This is a genomic window from uncultured Porphyromonas sp. (assembly GCF_947254915.1).
GTDB lineage: Bacteria > Bacteroidota > Bacteroidia > Bacteroidales > Porphyromonadaceae > Porphyromonas.
In genome coordinates, this window is the sequence record NZ_CAMYEZ010000028.1 from 1 (window position 1) to 17,885 (window position 17,885).

A 17,885-nucleotide genomic window follows, 5' to 3' on the forward strand; every position below is an offset into this window, starting at 1 on the left:
GTCATCAAAAACATCATTCTTGAGAAATTGCATTAGCGGGTGGAATGTACGATGCACACCAGAGGATAAGGCTCAGATATTTATCAAGGGGAATGTCGGAGCCCAAGCCTCCAACACATCTATAGCTACGGCTAAGAACTGGACGGTGGATGTACAGGGTACTGAACCCAGCCTTCCTGACAAAGTCGCTATAAGTCTATCTACAGTAGCTAAGACGATAAAGATAAATCTCCTGACCAAAGAGAATGAGACTATCCTCGTAGATTGGGGCGATGGAGGAGATCCGGAGCGGATTACCTCCCGTGCTGGCTTGCTTAATCAGCTAGCTCATACGTTCTCAACCTCAGCTCCCCAACATAAGGTGGAGGTATATGCTCGGACTATATCTAGCATTGTCAGCCCACTCTTTAGCGTCCTTGAGTTGACCTCCCTAGATGTGTCTGGCGCTACATCGCTAGAGATGCTCTCTTTGCCATATGGCAATAACTTGACCTCTGTCAATCTATCTGCCAATCTAGAGCTTACCTCCATCAATCTCTCAGGCTGTAAGCTCCAATCGATCATACTTCCTAAGGATCTTAGCAAGCTCCGCTCTCTCCAGCTCACCTCAAATGAGATTAAGAGCATTAACCTAGCTGGAGCTACGAGTCTAGAGACTCTCAAGATGGCAAGCAATAAGCTCTCATCGATAGACCTTACAGATTGTCATCAAGTCAAGAGCCTTGACTTGAATCTTAATGGGCTGACAGAAATCATCGGAATACATCAGCTGACACAACTGGACAAGCTAGATATCGCACGAAACAATCTCCCCTTCTCAATGATACCTCCCAAAGGTGCAATGAGTGAGTACAAGTACAATCAGTACTGGTATGATATCCCCGAGAAGCTGGTAAATGGTCTCACGATAGACCTCTCTGCAGAGACTCTTGCTCAGGGCATTTCTGACAAGAAAGAGCAGACCTCATTTGAGTGGTATATCAGGGAGTCAGCAGATCGCAAGAGTCGCATAGCAGAGGAGCTGTATAGTTCTGAGAATGGGAGGTTCACCTTTTCCGATAGACTCTTTGATGGAAGGAATGCTGTAGACATCTTTGTCATTATGAAGAATCCAGGATTCCCCGAGATCAATAAGAAAATCGGAGGACTAATGTCTGGGCTCGTCAAGCTAACCAAGAGTGGTGGCTCAGACTTTGATCCTAGTACGTTTGACGATACATTTGAGGGGCTATATGAGAATGCCTTCCTCAACTGTCCGCACCTTACAGAGATACTGCTCCCAAAGAATACGAAAGAGGTACGTGATAACGTCTTTGCAAAGTGTCCGGCACTCCATACGGTGGTCTTTTATGATGATGCAAGTGTCGTTGCTTCCTCTTTTGAAGATCAAGAGGGTCTCAATGTATACGTCCCGACAGAGCAGATCAAGGCTGCCTTTGATGGTATCCTAAACTTTACCAAAGCTAAGGTAGTCGTCGGCATCCCCTCCGCTGTAGATGCACCTCAGCCGGTTGGCTCGATCGTAGTCGCCACACAGCCAGGTATGCTCGTTCTAACGACTAGCACCTTAGAGCGGACTAGCTTTGCCCTCTATAGTATTCGAGGAGAGCTTATTGCCCAGGACTCCTTAGAGCCTGACGAGACACGTCTCATCTCCCTACAGTCTACACAGACATATATCTTAAAGACACCTCAAGGTACCCTCAAAGTTATCATCCCCTAAGCTAATCTATACAGTATTATGAAACGACTACAATACATCTTCGGGCTTATACTCCTAGCTGGTCTGACCAATTTAGGCGCTCAAGAGTCTGTGACGGAGATACATCTAGCGCAAGCTGGTACACTCGCTACGCATCTCTCTGAGCCTCAGCGTCGAGAGGTGACCCACATTAAGATATCTGGAGAGGTCAATGCAGCCGACATTGCCCTCCTTCAAGCGATGGCATCCTCGGGGCAGCTCTCAAGGATTGACTTGAGTCAGAGTACCTTTGGTAAGACTGAAGATCCTCTACTTAGAGCAGCTGCGGAGTACTTCCTACCCTGCCTAGAGGTGCTTCGGACAGATGATGTGGCAAAGATGGAGCAGTATGAAACTGCTCTAGGACATACCAAAGACCCGAAATCTCTCCCTGGCTTTTGGACTTTCGTTACTCACAAGGGGCTGTTCTTTATGACTGGTTATATGAATGGCTGGGATCAAAAGATTAATGAAGTAGCCCTCAAGACGCAGCTGGGTGATCTCCTTCGGAGTCCTCAGATACGTTCGTGGATAGAGTCTATGGGTTATCAATACAAAGCGTCACGCACCGATGGGGATCTCATCTTTCACAACGAGACGACACAAGTATGGTGCCTACTACACTTCACCCCCTATAATAGGAATGACTATCCAGGCATCCACTTCTCTTCGGAGCGGTACGACGTTTGGTAATCACGTTACTACTAGAGGAGGAGCAGGCTGATAGCCATAAAAGCCATTCCTCCGATCAAACCGTAGAGAGCCGTGTGGTGGTGACCAAACCGCTCAGCAGCAGGGAGTAGCTCGTCAAAAGAGATGTAGACCATAATCCCTGCAATCACCGCAAAGCAGCAGCCGAGCACTGTCGGAGAGAGGAAAGGACGCAGCAGTAAGAATCCCAGCAAACCTCCGATAGGCTCGGCCAGCCCTGAGGCTAGCGAGAGGAAGAAGGCTTTGCGTCTATTGCCCGTAGCGTGATAGATAGGGATAGCCACCGAGATGCCTTCAGGGACATTGTGGAGGGCGATGGCGATGGCGATCGGGAGTGCCAGCGATAGGTCAGCCAGTGCAGACATAAAGGTGACCATACCCTCGGGGAAGTTGTGGATAGCTAAGACTATTGCGGTGACCATTCCCGTGCGTAGCAGACTCTTTTGGTGTATTGAGGTCGCTTCTGGGAGTTCCTCTTGGAGGCTTTGCACGGCACTTTGGTCAGGCAGTTCGTGCGGATTTTCCGCCTCAGGGATTAGTCGGTCAATGATACCAATCAAAGCCACTCCCGCAAAGAAGGCTAGCGTCGCATAGAGTGTTGCTGGTCGCTCTCCATAGAGCGGAGCTATCGTCGTCTCAGCAGAGCGAAAGAGCTCTACAAAAGAGACGTAGACCATCACGCCCGCCGAGAAGCCCAGCGAGACCGACAGGAATATACGGTTGGTGCGCTTGGTAAAGAAGATCAGAGCACTCCCAATGCCAGTAGAGAGTCCCGCCCATAGGGTGATTAGAAAAGCATAGCAGACCTGTGCACTACTCGTATCCAGTAGCATAAGCGTCTAAAGCTAGAACCAGCGGATACGCTTGAAGATCCAGAAGGCAATCGCCGAAAAGATCAAGCAGACCACCATAATCCCGACGAAAGCCCACGGGTGTGCAGCCAAAGGCAAGTCCACGTTCATACCGTACAGCGAAGCGACCAATGTGGGGAGCATCAGAATCATTGAGATGCTGGTCATACGGCGCATGATCGTATTGATATTGTTGTTGATGATCCCGCCGAAAGCATCCATCGTCCCATTCATCACATCGCTGTACACATTGACCATATTGTACGCCTGATTCAGCTCGATCGTTACGTCCTCCGCTAGATCCGTGTCGTACTGCTCATAGTGGCTCACCTTAAAGCGTCCGATGACCGACTCATTACCACGTATGGAAGTATTGAAGTAGACGAAGCACTTCTGCAGACGCATCATCTGTAAGAGGTCTTCATTGCGGATACTCTTCTCCAGTGCCTCCTCGGTCTCTAGGATCAAGAAGCTAATCTGCTTCAGATATTTGAGGAACCATACCGCTGAACTCATAATGAGTCGGAGGATAAAGTCTATATCCGTATCAACCGAGATTCCCTTGCGCTGATTGTGCTGGATAAAGTCTGGTATGAGATCCGTGCGGTGGTAGCAAATGGTGACGATGAGTTGCTTCTCCAGGTGTGAGATGACACCGATGGGGACCGTGTTGTAAGGGGTCGTACCCTCGGGTGTCTCAATTGGGATACGTATGATGGTGAGTCGCCATCCGTCCTCCTCTTCAGTACGAGGGCGCTCATCGCTATCCGCTGTATCTCCGATGAAGCTGTCTGGGATACCCAGTTCATCGCAGAGATAGTCTATATCCTCAGAGGTTGGTTGCACCACTTTGACCCACGTGTGTGGCTCTAGGGTGTCGACTTGAGTAAACTGCTGCTTGGGTAGGTAAAACTTCCGCATAATAATCTATAGCTCTTAAGATGTGAATGATGATGGTAACTTAAGAGACCTCCAGTCGCTATGCGGTGCTTAGGAATGTAGATCTAAGCGTAGAGTCATCCCAAGCAGACGCTAGGGCATAGGCTCCGCAGTAGTGGAGGTCTACAGGAGAGGCTTCGAGGCTCACTCGGCGGTAAGGAGTCGTCCATAACGTTTTTGGGATTAATAAGTTGGAGTGATCAGTGAATCAAGGAGCATGACTGGCAGACCTATACAATAATATATATGTGACTGAGCCACACCCCCACCTCGCAAAGGTACGGAAAATTAGAGACTAGGGGGAAGAAGCGAGAGATTACGCAGGGCTGACGCATTATAACCCGTCTGCTAGGAGCTGCACAGGATGATATCCGAGGAAATCCCCAATAGCTTTGTGGAAAATAGAAATTCTCCACGGAGACGAGAAATAAAACTTCGGAAGAATGAGATGAAACTTCGGAAGAATGAAATCATAAGTCCGAAGAGTTTTTCCGTTCCTCTCTGGAAAAACAAAGCTCCCCACGGAGGAATTCACGATTTCCTACGTAGGAGTAGTTCATCTTCATAATGCGTCAGCCCTCAGAGATTACGTACATTCCACCCATTAATGTCTCTAGCCAGCAGCTAATCGCCAAACCACATCCAGCAACTACTACACAGCACCTGTCATAAAGTTTAGGATAAGTTCCGCTTGCGCAATTCTTGTTCAGCAACTCAGACGAGTGGTTCGCTTGCGTCTTAATATTGGACCTTTACGTATTATTTGGTTTTTACTTACCTTTGCGAATAAGTATAGAGGACTCCCTCTCACATCCGCTTAATAAAGTCTATCCAGACAGCTGCTAGGCGGAATGAGCTACGTATAGATCAGGGCGACACTCCTCAGTAGAGAAATGGATTAAACAACATATAGGTATGAGACGGAACTACATTTTAGTAATACTCCTAGGGCTACTAGCTTTAGCCACACAACACACCTCGCTCGCGCAGAGTGATCAGCAGATGGTCATACACACTAAGGATGGCAAGACCCACAGCTTTCTTGTTAGTGAGATAGATAGCTTTAAGTTTGTCGTACAGGAGTTTACGACACTTACATTCACGCAGGCAGAGCTACAGGTCGATCGCTCTGAAGATCCTGGCCATTACATTATAGCCTTTAGAAACGACGCTTGGAGCGAGACGATGGTCCTCGACTTCTATGCCGATCCAGCCTCCACGAAGCTGCCTAGTGGCACCTACGAGATCAATGAGAGCAAGGATGCGGGGACTATCCGTGGTAGCTCCAGTCAGGTCTCTGTAACGCCCATGGACGGTGGTGATGCCGAGACGGTTGCTCTAGCGAGCGGTCGTGTAGTTGTTGTAGCTGGCGATGGCGATCAGTACACCATGACGATGCAGTTATTGGGAGCCAATGGCAAAAGTTATCGTAGCGAGCTAACCACGACGCTACAGCGTAGTAGGCCTATCGTCAACACTTTTGTAGCGATATCTGCCTCAGCGAGCAATACGGGAGATACCAATACGATGGTCTCTCTGCTAGATGACACGGGGGTGACGCTGAGGCTAGACTTCTATCACAAAGCTCAGACATGGCTCCCAGAGGGTGACTATACCTTTAGTACAGAGGGTACAGAAGGAACTATTTCAGGCTACTCTGGTCTCATAGGGCTGGACTACTCATTATCCAAAGCAAAAGCAGGCTCCGCCAAGGTTACTATCGCAGACAACCTGTACACCATAACGGCAGAACTAGAGCTAGAGAATGGTGCTAGGTATCAGGTCTCCTATACCGGCAAGGTAGATGGCATCCTAATCGGAGGACAGAAGGAGGACGAGTACCAGTTTAATACAGACGCAGCTCGTGTCCTGAGTCCAGATGGACGCAAGCCTGGCCAGTTTATGATCAAGTTTAATGATACAAACTGGAGTCAAGAGATGACCATTGACTTTTATGGGCAACCTACAGATACACAACTACAGCCTGGCACCTATACTTATAGCGAAGGCTTGACACCGATGACCATCTCACCAAAGAGTTCGGTCTCCTTTTATTCACCAAAGAACAAGGACGTACGCTTTACCACAGGTTCTACCGTACAGGTCTCTCTTGAGAGCGACACTTATACAATCCTCTTTGACCTGATTGGGCAGGATGATCAGATACACTATCGGAGCCAATTCAAAGGAACAATAGACTTTACAAACAACTAACTAATTGTATAGAATCGATAATGGAAAAAACATTTAAGCTAGGGCTCTCAGCTCTATTCTTATCTCTCTTTACGCTCACGAGCTGTCACAAGGACAAGGAGGTAGAGGAGCAGCAACCAGCACTCCAGGTCACTGGTATTGAGGTAGCTGCGAATGCGATCACATTCGAAGTCTCATCAAAAGCCGTAGAACGGGTCGCATATATCTGCCAAGAGGCTGAGACGACAAAGCCCAAGGATGATGAGGTCATTGCACAGGGCAAGCAGATCGAGGCTAACAAGAAGGTAACTATCAAAGAGGAAAACCTCAAGGGCGATACAGAATATGTAGTCTACGTTGTCGCTCAGTCTGCCAAAGGCCTGATTGCTGCTACACCACTTAATATGAAGACGAATGAACACGGAGCGGATCAGATACGACTAGACCGAGTGCTCGCCTCATACTATGCGGTAGAGAATGACGAGACTGCAAACTATGTTGTTAACCTATCTAATGCCGATCCTAACCAGGCTGGCAATCCGGTCAAGCCGGGTGACGTACAGGTCGTCCTATCCCTCTACAACGTCAAGGACAAGAACCCTAAGTCGCCATCGCTACCTGTAGGTATCTATACATTGGGTGAGAAGATGCCCTTCGAGATAGAGTCTGGACAGTCTGCCTTTTACTTTGTCAATGACGAGGGTGCTGCTACCGCTCTCCCATTTTCTGAGAGTACTGTAGAGGTCCAGAAGAAGGACGATAAGTATCAAATAAAGATCAACCTAACCGACGGATCTGGACGACCCGTCTGGGCATACTATGAGGGCCCGATCAGCTTTCCTCTAGTCGGAGAGGCTTCCTTTGAGCCGTTTGACAAACCTCAGGACATTACCTTCACACAGGCTCAAGGACGCTACTATGGCAACTGGTTCGCACCACATAGCGACAACTTCCACATAGACTTCCTGGCAGGAAAGATGGAGAAGGGGAAGCTCCTGTCTGGCTACCAGCTCAGCTTGGATGGCTTCATGCACAAGGTCGCAGACTACAACGACCTCAACATACGTATTGAGGCGGGCGAGTACACTGTAGACGGACGTGACGTCAAGTCTTTCAACTGCCTACCTATGACAGTAAAGCGCGGTGAGCTGATACCCCTCTTCGGCACCAATTTAGCTATAGGATCCTACCTCAAGTACATTGATCCAGAGACTGGACTAGGCAAGATCGGATATTTTACATCGGGTAAGATGAAGGTTGAGGACAAGGGAACGAGCTATAAGTTCACCTTCGACTTCAAGACCCCAGAGGGGCAGTCCATCAAAGGAACCTTTGATGCTCCGATGAAGTTGGGCAACTTCAACGACAACGATAAAACCATGCCAAGGAGACCTTGGAGCACCATCAAGGGAGATCATCAGATCTCTTACCCCAAAGATGCTAAGCTTACAGCTAACTTCATGGGCAACTATTTAGACACGCGCTTTAATACTTGGATGCTCGTACTCGCTTCAGACAAGGGGGGAGAGATGATCACTACAGAGCTTGTCACGCCACTTGCAGCTGGCATGAAGCTAGTAGCAGGCACTTATAAGGTCGGCTGGGGAGTAGCTCCCTTCAAGGCATTCCCAGGTACGATGTCTTATGCTTCGCACGACTTCATCTACAGCTGGTTTGGAGATACTTCCAAGGCTGATGGAGAGGGAAACTCAACCTTCTATGCTCCACTCTGTGAGGGCACTATCACCGTTCAGGAGAGCGAAGACCAGTACACCATCGTGGTGGATGCTAAAGATGATGCAGGGAACAGTATCAAAGGCACATGGACTGGCAAGGCTGATATAAAGAACTTCAGCCAGGCCTCTGCCAAAAAGAAAGTAGCACTCCTTCTTAAGTACCTCAAGAAGAAATAGCAGAACAGTTGCTCTAGTATCGAGACGCACGAGACGTGTAGCAACGCACGACTCGTGCGTCCGTCGCATCTAAGCTATACGTGTCACCTGCTGTGCGTACGCACGTGACGTATAATCGTTGTAGGGGCGCTCGACCGAGCGTCCCTGCAACGGGCTACGCGTCTCGCGCTAACGTCTAGTCTCTAATAAGCCGTTGAGTCGCTCATCGTTACGATCTGTTGAGGAGCGCGCAGGTCTCAGGGTGACGTTGAGTGCACCAGCGTGCAGACTCTATTGCGTGCTGTGCTACCTTTGCACTGTCAACTAACTAGACATAGACAAGTGCGTCCCGACAGCGCTTCCTCGTCTGATCGCTCTGATGCCCTCTAACTTCTAATCGCTAATTTTCGTACCTTTGAAGTCGTAAGTTTTACCTGTGAGCCGAAGGTCTCACCTTTACAGTAAAGAACCTCTATCGCATTATGAGCAACGAAATGACTGATCAGACTTTATCAACCCAAGAGCATCCTATGAGCATCGCTGAGCGTGCTGCCGACAATATCCGCGCCCTCGCCATCTCGATGGTCGAGCACGCTAAGAGTGGCCACCCAGGCGGGACTATGGGCGGAGCGGACTTTATCCAGGTCCTCTTCTCCGAGCAACTGCGCTATGACCCTCGCCATCCGGAGCACCCCGCACGGGATCGCTTCTTTATGGATCCTGGCCACATGTCGCCGATGCTCTACGCACAGCTCGCACTGGCGGGATTCTTTACGATGGATGAGCTGGCAGCCTTCCGCTCGTGGGGCAGTCCTACGCCAGGACACCCGGAGCTTTGTCGTAGCCGTATGATCGAGAACACCAGTGGTCCGCTGGGACAGGGACACACCTACGCTGTGGGTGCAGCCATTGCAGCGAAGTTCCTCCAGCACCGTCTTGGCGATACGCTGATGCCACAGCGTATCTACGCTTTTATCTCTGACGGCGGTATCCAGGAGGAGATCAGTCAGGGTGCGGGGCGCATTGCGGGCGACCTTGGGCTAGACAACCTGATCATGTACTACGACTGTAACGACATACAGCTCTCGACGCGTGTCGAGGATATCACGGCTGAGGACGTTGCGGCTAAGTATGATGCGTGGGGCTGGAACGTCTTTGAGGTGCCAGGCAACGATCCAGCGGCGCTAAGTCAGGTGCTCCAAGACGCTATCGAGACTTCCGAAGAGACGGGCGCACCGACGCTTATCATTGGCTACACCAATATGGCTTACAAGGCGGTTGACGAGGAGGGTAATCCGCTGGCAAATCTGATCGCAACGCACGGCCAACCGATCTCTAAGGCGGGTGCTTCGTATGCTAAGACGATGCAGGCACTGGGTGCTGACCCGGACAATCCTTTCACCATATACGAGGATGTGGCTGCCTACTACGCTGATCGTCGCGAGGAACTCATCGCCTACTGGGATGGTCAGTACAAAATCCAGGAGAAATACAAGAAGGAGCACCCTGATCAGGCGAAACTCTATGACCGCTGGTTTGCTGCAGAGCCTACCTACGATGTCGCTTGGCAGGAGATCGCTCAGAAGGCTAATCAGGCAACGCGTGCCGCCTCGGCAACGGTGCTGGGTGAACTGGCGAAGCGGGTGGACAATATGATCGTTGCCTCGGCCGACCTCTCTAACTCGGACAAGACGGACGGCTATCTCAAGGGTACGAAGGCTCTGGAGGCGGGCGACTTCTCAGGCAAGTTCCTCCAGGCGGGAGTCTCGGAGCTTACGATGGCTGCGCTCTGCGTGGGTATCACCCTGCATGGCGGTATGCGTGCGGCGTGCGGTACCTTCTTTGTCTTCTCAGACTATATGAAGCCTGTCGTCCGTATGGCCGGGCTGATGGAGCAACCGGTCATCTTCATCTGGTCACACGACTCCTTTAGAGTTGGTGAGGACGGACCGACGCACGAGCCGGTCGAGCAGGAGGCACAGATACGTCTCCTAGAGCATCTGCACAATCACTCGGGTCGTCGTGCCCTACAGGTACTACGCCCAGCCGATGTGCATGAGGCTACGGTCGCCTGGCAGATGGCTATGGAAAACCTCCACACGCCGACGGCTCTCATCCTCTCTCGCCAAAACATCCAAGACTTACCTAATCCCACTTATGAGCGTGCTTGCCAGTTGAAGCATGGCGCTTACGTGGTTTCTGATACGACGCCTGCGGGCGAGACGCCCGACATGACGCTCATCGCCTCGGGTAGTGAGGTGAGCACCTTAGTACAAGCTGCTGAGCTACTCCAAGGCAAGGGGCACAAGCTACGCATCGTCTCGGTACCGAGCGAAGGACTCTTCTTCGATCAGCCTGCGACGTATCGTGAGAGCGTGATCCCTGCTAAGGGCGTGCGCTTCGGTCTGACCGCTGGTCTGCCTGTGACGCTCCTCCGCTTGGTCGGGGATATGGAGCATATCCATGGGTTGGAGAGCTTCGGCTTCTCCGCTCCTTACACGGTGCTGGACGAGAAGCTCGGCTTCACCGCAGAGGCGGTGGCACAGCGTATCGAGGAGCTCTGCCGATAGTGGACAAGAGCTATGGGACTATTCTCACGCTTCAAGAAATCAAGCAAAAAGTCTCCTGACTCAACCGAACCAGTCGAGCAGGAGACGCTAGATGCCACGCAGGAGGTGGCGGAGCAATCAACCGAGCCTAAGGCAGATACGCTCAAGGCGAACACGCTTAAGTTTGACGCACTCCGTGCACTCAAGATCGGCGAGGTGGACTTTGCGATACGTGCTCTGCGCACTTCGCTAGAGGAGATCGATGATCCTGAGTGTCGCCTTTACCTAGCGCAGGCTTTACAGCGCAAGCCCGACCTAGCTGGCTCGATGGCCGAGCTAACTACCATACTGGAGGCTTATCCAGACTATCCGATGGCGCTCTATGAGGCGACGAAGGTTGCCAATGGGCTGGACCAGCACAGCGAGACGATCGCCTACGCTGAGCGTGCCTTGGCGACCGAACTAGAGACGGTAGAGCAAGCTGAGCTATATCGTATGAAAGCTCAGGCGCAACTGGCTCTAAGTGAGTCTGAGCAAGCGCTCGCTACCATTGACCAAGCATTACAGTTGACCGACGAAGTACCACTCTACTGGCTCATCAAGGTGAAAGTGCTGATAGCGCTGGAGCGTTGGGAGGAGGCTTTGGCGGTTGCTCTAGAGACGGCCGAGAAGTTTCCCGAGGAGGAGCGAGCTTACCTTTACGAGGGTTTGATCACTTACCACGAGGGCGACAAGGAGCGTGCTGAGCATGCTTTCCGACAGGTGGTGGAGACGGATCCCTTCAACGTGGAGGGCTATATGCACCTGACGCATCTCGTAGAGGAGCTACGGGGCAAGGAGGCTGCTGCCGATGAGATGGAGCAGGCTCTGGATATGATCCCCCAGCCGACCCGTGCGCTCCTCGACTATGCGGCTCTACTATACAAAGAGTGCGACCGCACGGAGCAGTACGAGGGAGTGCAGCAGATGCTGGTGGATCTTCCTGAAGACGCTGAGACAAAGGCGGGCGAGGTCAACTTCGCTGGTCTATACGCTGGCGGCTTTTACTAAAAGGAGAAAGCCACGATGTCAGCCAAGCAACGCAAGTGGTATGTCGTATGGGAGGGCTATCGCCCAGGCGTCTATGACAACTGGCGGGACTGCCAGCTACAGGTCGTAGGCTTCCAAGGAGCTAAGTTCAAGTCCTACCCAACCTCAGAGCAAGCGCAGGCAGCGTTCGAACTGGGCTACCAAGAGGGACGCCAGCTGGGACAGCAGCATCGTGTCGCCAAGCCCGAGAGCAACCGACTACAGGTACAGCACAGTGTGGAGCAAGCGCCTGACCAGTTGATCGGTGACAAGATAGCGCCTGCGGGTTTCATCAACCATTCGATCGCTGTCGATGGAGCCTGCTCGTCCAATCCGGGTGTGACGGAGTATCGTGGCGTCTACACCTTTAGCCATGCGGAGCTCTTTCGGGCGGTCATCCCGTGGGGCACCAACAACATTGGCGAGTACCTAGCCATCGTTCACGCCTTGGCGCTGATGGAGCAGGGCAAACTCCCGCCACTGCCCATCTACTCCGATAGTAAGGTGGCGCTCGGGTGGGTAGCGCAGGCTCGCTGTCGTACGCGCCTGGACTCGACCGACCCACGTAGTGCTAAGACCTACGAATTGATCGTCCGAGCCTCACATTGGTTGAAGACGCACACCTTTCGGGTGCCACTGCTGAAGTGGGACACGGTCGCTTGGGGCGAGATCCCCGCAGACTTCGGCCGTAAGTAGCCGACGCTTATGCGCACGCCACTCTTCGTCTGCAACATCGGCCACGAGGTCGCACTGGAGGCTGGCGACCCGCTTCACTACACCCCGCCACGGATCATTCGTCAGATGCGCTCCGCACTCTGGAGCCTTCCCCTCTGGGCAACGCCTTCGTGGCTTGAGGACACAACGTGGTGGGTGCACCCCTTTGGCAAAAGCCTCTCGCCCTATCTCACTGACCGAGAGCTGAGCCATATAGCGAAAGATGGGGTAGGGGACGCCGAAATCACACTCTGGGGCCATGAGCGAAGCTTGTCGCACAGCCTGGCGAAGCTCTATGGAATAAGCGCTGGAGAGGCGTGTAGCGAGCTTTCGCAGAAGCTGATGCCTTGCTGGACCAGAGCCGCAAGTGTACGCTTCTTCGAGAGCTACAGTAGCGTGCCGTGGCGCAGTCGTGTTGCGATGATCACTGAGATAGGCGCCTTGGCGGAGTTTTTGACCCACGGTCCCTGTCTCGTCAAGCTCCCCTTTAGCAGCTCGGGAAGAGGGCTCTGGCGCATCAACCAGTTGGACAACCACCTCGAGGAGACGCTTCGCAAGCTTTTGCAAAGGCACCGCACCCTCCTCGTGGAGCCCCTGCTTGACAAACAGCAGGACTACGGTGCCGAGTACTATATAAATAAGGAGTGCGAGGTGCAGTTCGTCGGCCTATGCGCCTTCGAGACGGACGACCAAGGGCGCTACCTAGAGAGCCTCTGCCAAGATCCCGAGGAGACGCTCCGGCAACTCACAGACAGCCTCACAGATCCCGACGAACTGTACCAAGCTCTGGAGCAGCACCGCGCCTACCTCTCCCGTGAGGTAGCACCCTACTACCAAGGCCCCGTCGGCATCGACCTGCTCACCTACCGTCCCGACACACTCAGCCCCAGCCTCGCCCTGCACCCGTGGGTCGAGATCAACCTGCGCTACACCATGGGGCACTACGCTCTAGACCTCTACCGTGAGCGCACCCCTCAGGGGAGCCCCAACCAATATCGCTTCGGCATCCTCTCCGCACCACGTGCCAAAGCCCTCCTTGCCACCGCCACAATCCCAACACTAGACACCTCAGGTCGCCTGCGCTCAGGTCTCCTCCCGCTCACCTCCACCAACCTAGACACCGACCTCGCCACCGCCTCCCACCTCGCCTACCTCCGCACCCTAACGATCAAAAAGACGGACTCTTGAGAGCGGATTACGCTCCCCACGGAGGAAATCCCCGCTAGCTCACGAGAAAACGAAAATTCTTCACCGAGGGCCGAAATAAAAGTTCGGAAGAATGAAATGAAACTTCGGAAGAACGAAATCAAACTTCCGAAGAATTTCTCCGTGCCTCCGTGGAGAATGAAAAGTCTCCACCGAGGAATATCCCGAATTCCTTCGTTCGTGCCCGTACACCCACCCGTCAAATCCCCCGTCATGCGCTTCTACAGCGCACTTCCGCACGATCTCTCCCGAATTTAGTTGCAAAGCTATTGAAAGAGTGAAAATAAATACATATCTTTGCAGATAGAGACTGAGGTGTAGCAGATGGGCTGATGTAGCAAGCATCAGCCCATATGCTCCTCTTCCTATAGACCTAGAGATGTCGTATAATCTAGCTCATTGGAGAGTCCCGTGCAACAAAGTAGACTAACTTACTAAACATACAATATTATGAATAAAACAACTACTTATCTACTCTCCATCTTACTCCTCCTTGCTACGAGCTGTGATCTCTTTGCACAGTCGGAGTATACAGATAGGGTCCTATTGAGTACTAACCTCAAGAAGGGAGAGACGCTCTATCTAATCATTAGAGCTGATGAGCTCAATGTCGAAGGTGCTAAGGGAGAGTTCACTAGTATGAGCATCTCTGAGTATAAGATCGAGCGTGAGGGGGAGCCTCTAAAGATTAAGGGTAAAAACATCTCTATGCTAGACTGCTCTAACAATCAAGTGACAGCTCTAGATGCCTCTGCTGCCCCTTCACTAATGAGCTTAGTTTGCAATACTAATAAGGTGCAGTCACTCATTCTTCCTAAGGGCGATAAACTGAAGGTGCTGGGGTGTGCTAATAATGAGCTATCCAACATTGACCTAACAGATGTCAAGGGACTAAGAAGTCTCTCTTGCGCCAATAATAATATATTGACTTTGCATCCACAGGGCTGTGTAGCATTAGAGAGCCTCATCTTCGGACACAATAAGATAGAGCAGATAGATCTCCGCCACAATGTAGCCCTCAAGGAACTTTCTTGTGTCAGCAATCAACTTGCCTCCATAGATTTATCCCCCAACACATCCCTCGAACTCATCGACTGTGATAGCAACAAGATAAAGGAGCTAGACGTGACGCACTGCTTACAGCTACGCTCACTACGCTGTCAAGCTAATGGCATTAAGAAGCTTGATGTGACAAAAAATAAAAACCTCTCTGCTCTTTACTGTGCAGGTAATCAACTAACAGAGCTAGACCTCGCAGATCACAATGAACTGCTCTTCTTAAACTGCGGGCTCAATAAGCTCTCTAGCCTAGATCTAAGTGACTGCTCGAAGCTATTAGAGTTGATGTGCTATGAGAACGAGCTGACACAACTAAACTTTGCCTCTGACTCTCAACTAACGCAGTTGTGGTGCTACGGTAATAAGCTGACAGAGCTAGATGCAATGCAGCATCCTAATCTCACTAAGCTTTCTTGTTTCGCCAATAAACTGACCTCTCTAAATCTCTCTTTCTGTCCAAACCTGCAGGAGCTGTCTTGCTTTCTCAACAATATCGAAGAAATAGTCTTACAAGAGAACAAGATGCTGGTTACGCTCTCATGCTTTAGCAATCAAATCAAAGGGAAGAAGATGACTGAACTCGTAAAGAGTCTGTCTGATGCTCCTGAGTTCTTTAACGCTAAGCTGTTTGTTATCTGCACGAAAGATCCAAATGAAAAAAACATCTGTCTCACGAGTGATGTCGCCATTGCTAAGTCCAAACACTGGACTGTCGGGGATTATAATCTAGACAATGACTCCTATGTTGATTACGGAGGTAGTGAAGTGGGGATTTACAGCCCTGCACCTCAAGAGTGCAAAGTGTATCCTAATCCAGCTAGCGACTACGTCATATTGTCTGGATTCGCCTATGGGACAGAGGTGTCCCTGTGTGATCTAGCGGGGAGAGTTTTACGCACCTCTCGCATTGTAGCAGAGGAGAACCGCCTAAGTGTTTCTGACCTTCCGCGGGGGACTTACTTGCTCATCTCTACAGAAGGCGTTCAGTCGCTTATACTTCAATGAGCCAAAGCGGGGTGATATAAACTTCTATATGTGAAATAACTAGAGGGGGAGAATCGCTTTTAGTCTCCCCCCTCTAGGATTCGTTGTGACACAAAACGATTAGGGCTAGTCGCTCTCTTTCCGTCAGTGTCGCAACAAAGAAGAATCTGAACATAAAACCCATCATACAACAAACTATGAAAAGATCCCTTCTACTTAGCAAGCTAATCCTCTTGCTTTCGCTCATGAGCCTCTCTAGTACCGCAATGGAGGCTCATAAGACCTCAACCCCCGACGATTCGAGTGCCGCAACTCTTATTACACTACATACGCAGCAAGAGGTAGGTGCCGAGGTCAACCTAGTAATAGCTGGTGAAAATATCCACCTTTCAGGAATTGAACTGATTCGAACGGAAGAGCAGTTTGGTGAGATCATTTATACCTACAAGGTGTTGGACAATAACATTTCCATCTCTGGCGATGTCACAAAGCTTGGCATTGACTATTTTAATGTGGATCAACTCAAGCTGCAGAAAGCCTCCACGATTACAGAGTTATCCTGTAACTCCAATCCCTTAGAGTCTCTAGATGTGACAAGCTGTACGAGCCTACAAGTGCTGGAGTGTGGCAGTTGTCACCTGAGTCATCTAGACCTTTCTCAAACTCCAGCTCTGACTTATCTAGACTGTAGCAATAACAGTCTTACTGGGCTAGACCTTTCCAACAACGCCAGGCTTGAGACGCTCTCAGTACAACAGAATGGATTAACTGCTATAGACCTCTCTGCACTTCAAGATCTTACATACCTGATCATAAGCAAGAATGCCCTCGGCACTTTGGACCTTTCGAAGAACCTTAAACTAAAGAATCTTCAAGCAGACGAAATAGGTCTCACAAGGATAGATCTAAGTGCAAATAAACAGCTTGAGCTTTTGCATCTTGCCCAAAACAAGCTGCAGACCTTCTCTCTAGAAAGTCTTACCCTCAAAGAGCTTTATATCAATGACAATAACCTTACCTCATTAGAGCTAAAGTCTCCTAGCCTCGAGTTACTCTGTGCTTATGCAAATCAGCTTACAGATATTGATCTGACTAACCTCCCTAATCTCAACACCATTTCTCTGCACAGCAATACTTTGAGCACCATTGATCTGTCCAAAACTCCTAAGCTGGAGTACCTGTGGGTACAAAACAATAAACTGTCAGCTCTCGATCTGTCTTCATCTCCTTTGCTCTTGACATTAGAATGCTATCGCAACGCCCTTGATGAGGGTGCGACTCTTTCGCTAGTCAATACTTTGCCCGATCATGACCCGTCTTTAGGTGCCACTCTCATCATAGTCAATAACCCCATAGTAGACAAAAATTCCTGTAGTAAAGATGCTGTGGCAAAGGCAAAAGCTAAGGGATGGGGGGTATATGATCTCAATGAGGAAAAGAGCGGATATCCTGGCCTGCCGTATGAGGGCAAAGAGACAGCTAACGAATGGGTAGATAATCCCAAAGCCTTTATCATACAGACTCATGACGCTATTTATCCAAATGCGCCATTTGATCAAGCAGTTGTGTATCTATATGACAGCGTAGGTAACCTCCTACTTAAGGGTGCTCCAAATATACCTATCTCCACAGCTCTTCTCCCCTCTGGCGTATACCATATTGTAATTTTATCAGAGGATCAAATACTACTAGTACAGTCTATTGTCGTGTCTGAATCGAACGCAATAGTACCCTAAATGCTGTGACCCATATGATGATAGCTTCATTTCTATTGGGCTTACTAGTCTCATCGAGCTAGCCGACTTGCCGAAATCAGAATTATTCTAATCTTGCTCAGTCGCTCGTTTGTGCCTTTGCTTTAGCTCGCAAGAGTTAGGTGCGAGACAGACCTTGTCGCTTGAACGCTAGATGTTCAGCCACGCTGAATGGAGTCGCTGTTCTATTTGACGCTCTGTACTACAGGACGTTATATACACCT

Annotated in this window: 12 protein-coding genes; 10 read left to right on the forward strand and 2 right to left on the reverse strand. The window is 50.5% G+C overall.

Features of this window, described 5'->3' with window-relative positions; genetic code table 11:
* A partial coding sequence (locus Q0X57_RS03065) for a leucine-rich repeat protein (RefSeq protein ID WP_297727454.1) occupies positions 1-1,723 on the forward strand: 1,723 nt, incomplete at its 5' end.
* A gap of 18 nt (positions 1,724-1,741) precedes the next feature.
* Complete coding sequence (locus tag Q0X57_RS03070; RefSeq protein ID WP_297727457.1) at positions 1,742-2,434, forward strand: hypothetical protein; 693 nt, start codon at positions 1,742-1,744, stop codon at positions 2,432-2,434.
* An 11-nt stretch (positions 2,435-2,445) separates the two neighbouring features.
* Here Q0X57_RS03070 and zupT read toward each other — a convergent pair whose 3' ends face one another.
* Together zupT and Q0X57_RS03080 are read right to left on the reverse strand one after the other, a co-directional pair.
* Positions 2,446-3,285 (reverse strand): zinc transporter ZupT, encoded by an 840-nt coding sequence (gene zupT / locus Q0X57_RS03075; RefSeq protein ID WP_297727460.1) that lies wholly within the window; start codon positions 3,283-3,285, stop codon positions 2,446-2,448.
* Between the two features lie 12 nt (positions 3,286-3,297).
* Positions 3,298-4,224, reverse strand: a complete 927-nt coding sequence (locus Q0X57_RS03080) for a magnesium transporter CorA family protein (RefSeq protein ID WP_297727463.1) — start codon at positions 4,222-4,224, stop codon at positions 3,298-3,300.
* A gap of 933 nt (positions 4,225-5,157) precedes the next feature.
* Between Q0X57_RS03080 and Q0X57_RS03085 the strand changes: the two genes are divergently transcribed.
* The 8 genes from Q0X57_RS03085 (at position 5,158) to Q0X57_RS03120 (ending at position 17,643) form a co-directional block, all read left to right on the forward strand.
* The gene (locus Q0X57_RS03085) at positions 5,158-6,456 is read left to right on the forward strand and encodes a hypothetical protein (RefSeq protein ID WP_297727466.1); all 1,299 of its coding nucleotides are present in this window, start codon (positions 5,158-5,160) and stop codon (positions 6,454-6,456) included.
* Between the two features lie 20 nt (positions 6,457-6,476).
* Complete coding sequence (locus Q0X57_RS03090; RefSeq protein WP_297727469.1) at positions 6,477-8,348, forward strand: hypothetical protein; 1,872 nt, start codon at positions 6,477-6,479, stop codon at positions 8,346-8,348.
* Between the two features lie 473 nt (positions 8,349-8,821).
* Positions 8,822-10,897, forward strand: coding sequence for a transketolase (locus Q0X57_RS03095; RefSeq protein WP_297727485.1), 2,076 nt, complete (start codon positions 8,822-8,824; stop codon positions 10,895-10,897).
* Between the two features lie 12 nt (positions 10,898-10,909).
* Positions 10,910-11,926 (forward strand): tetratricopeptide repeat protein, encoded by a 1,017-nt coding sequence (locus tag Q0X57_RS03100; protein ID WP_297727471.1) that lies wholly within the window; start codon positions 10,910-10,912, stop codon positions 11,924-11,926.
* Positions 11,927-11,941: 15 nt separating this feature from the next.
* Positions 11,942-12,640 (forward strand): ribonuclease H family protein, encoded by a 699-nt coding sequence (locus Q0X57_RS03105; RefSeq protein ID WP_297727474.1) that lies wholly within the window; start codon positions 11,942-11,944, stop codon positions 12,638-12,640.
* Between the two features lie 9 nt (positions 12,641-12,649).
* Positions 12,650-13,846 (forward strand): hypothetical protein, encoded by a 1,197-nt coding sequence (locus Q0X57_RS03110; protein WP_297727477.1) that lies wholly within the window; start codon positions 12,650-12,652, stop codon positions 13,844-13,846.
* Positions 13,847-14,314: 468 nt separating this feature from the next.
* On the forward strand, positions 14,315-15,928 hold the full coding sequence (locus Q0X57_RS03115) for a T9SS type A sorting domain-containing protein (RefSeq protein ID WP_297727480.1): 1,614 nt from the start codon (positions 14,315-14,317) through the stop codon (positions 15,926-15,928).
* 176 nt (positions 15,929-16,104) lie between these two features.
* A complete protein-coding gene (locus tag Q0X57_RS03120; RefSeq protein WP_297727483.1) occupies positions 16,105-17,643 on the forward strand; it encodes a hypothetical protein in 1,539 nt (512 codons plus the stop codon).
* Positions 17,644-17,885 lie beyond the last annotated feature (242 nt).

Coding starts and splice junctions, on each gene's coding strand:
- Q0X57_RS03095 (WP_297727485.1), top strand. CDS start 8,822: ATGACTGATCAGACTTTATCAACCCAAGAGCATCCTATGAGCATCGCT.
- Q0X57_RS03085 (WP_297727466.1), top strand. CDS start 5,158: ATGAGACGGAACTACATTTTAGTAATACTCCTAGGGCTACTAGCTTTA.
- Q0X57_RS03090 (WP_297727469.1), top strand. CDS start 6,477: ATGGAAAAAACATTTAAGCTAGGGCTCTCAGCTCTATTCTTATCTCTC.
- Q0X57_RS03120 (WP_297727483.1), top strand. CDS start 16,105: ATGAAAAGATCCCTTCTACTTAGCAAGCTAATCCTCTTGCTTTCGCTC.
- Q0X57_RS03115 (WP_297727480.1), top strand. CDS start 14,315: ATGAATAAAACAACTACTTATCTACTCTCCATCTTACTCCTCCTTGCT.
- Q0X57_RS03070 (WP_297727457.1), top strand. CDS start 1,742: ATGAAACGACTACAATACATCTTCGGGCTTATACTCCTAGCTGGTCTG.
- zupT (WP_297727460.1), bottom strand. CDS start 3,285: ATGCTACTGGATACGAGTAGTGCACAGGTCTGCTATGCTTTTCTAATC.
- Q0X57_RS03080 (WP_297727463.1), bottom strand. CDS start 4,224: ATGCGGAAGTTTTACCTACCCAAGCAGCAGTTTACTCAAGTCGACACC.
- Q0X57_RS03110 (WP_297727477.1), top strand. CDS start 12,650: ATGCGCACGCCACTCTTCGTCTGCAACATCGGCCACGAGGTCGCACTG.
- Q0X57_RS03105 (WP_297727474.1), top strand. CDS start 11,942: ATGTCAGCCAAGCAACGCAAGTGGTATGTCGTATGGGAGGGCTATCGC.
- Q0X57_RS03100 (WP_297727471.1), top strand. CDS start 10,910: ATGGGACTATTCTCACGCTTCAAGAAATCAAGCAAAAAGTCTCCTGAC.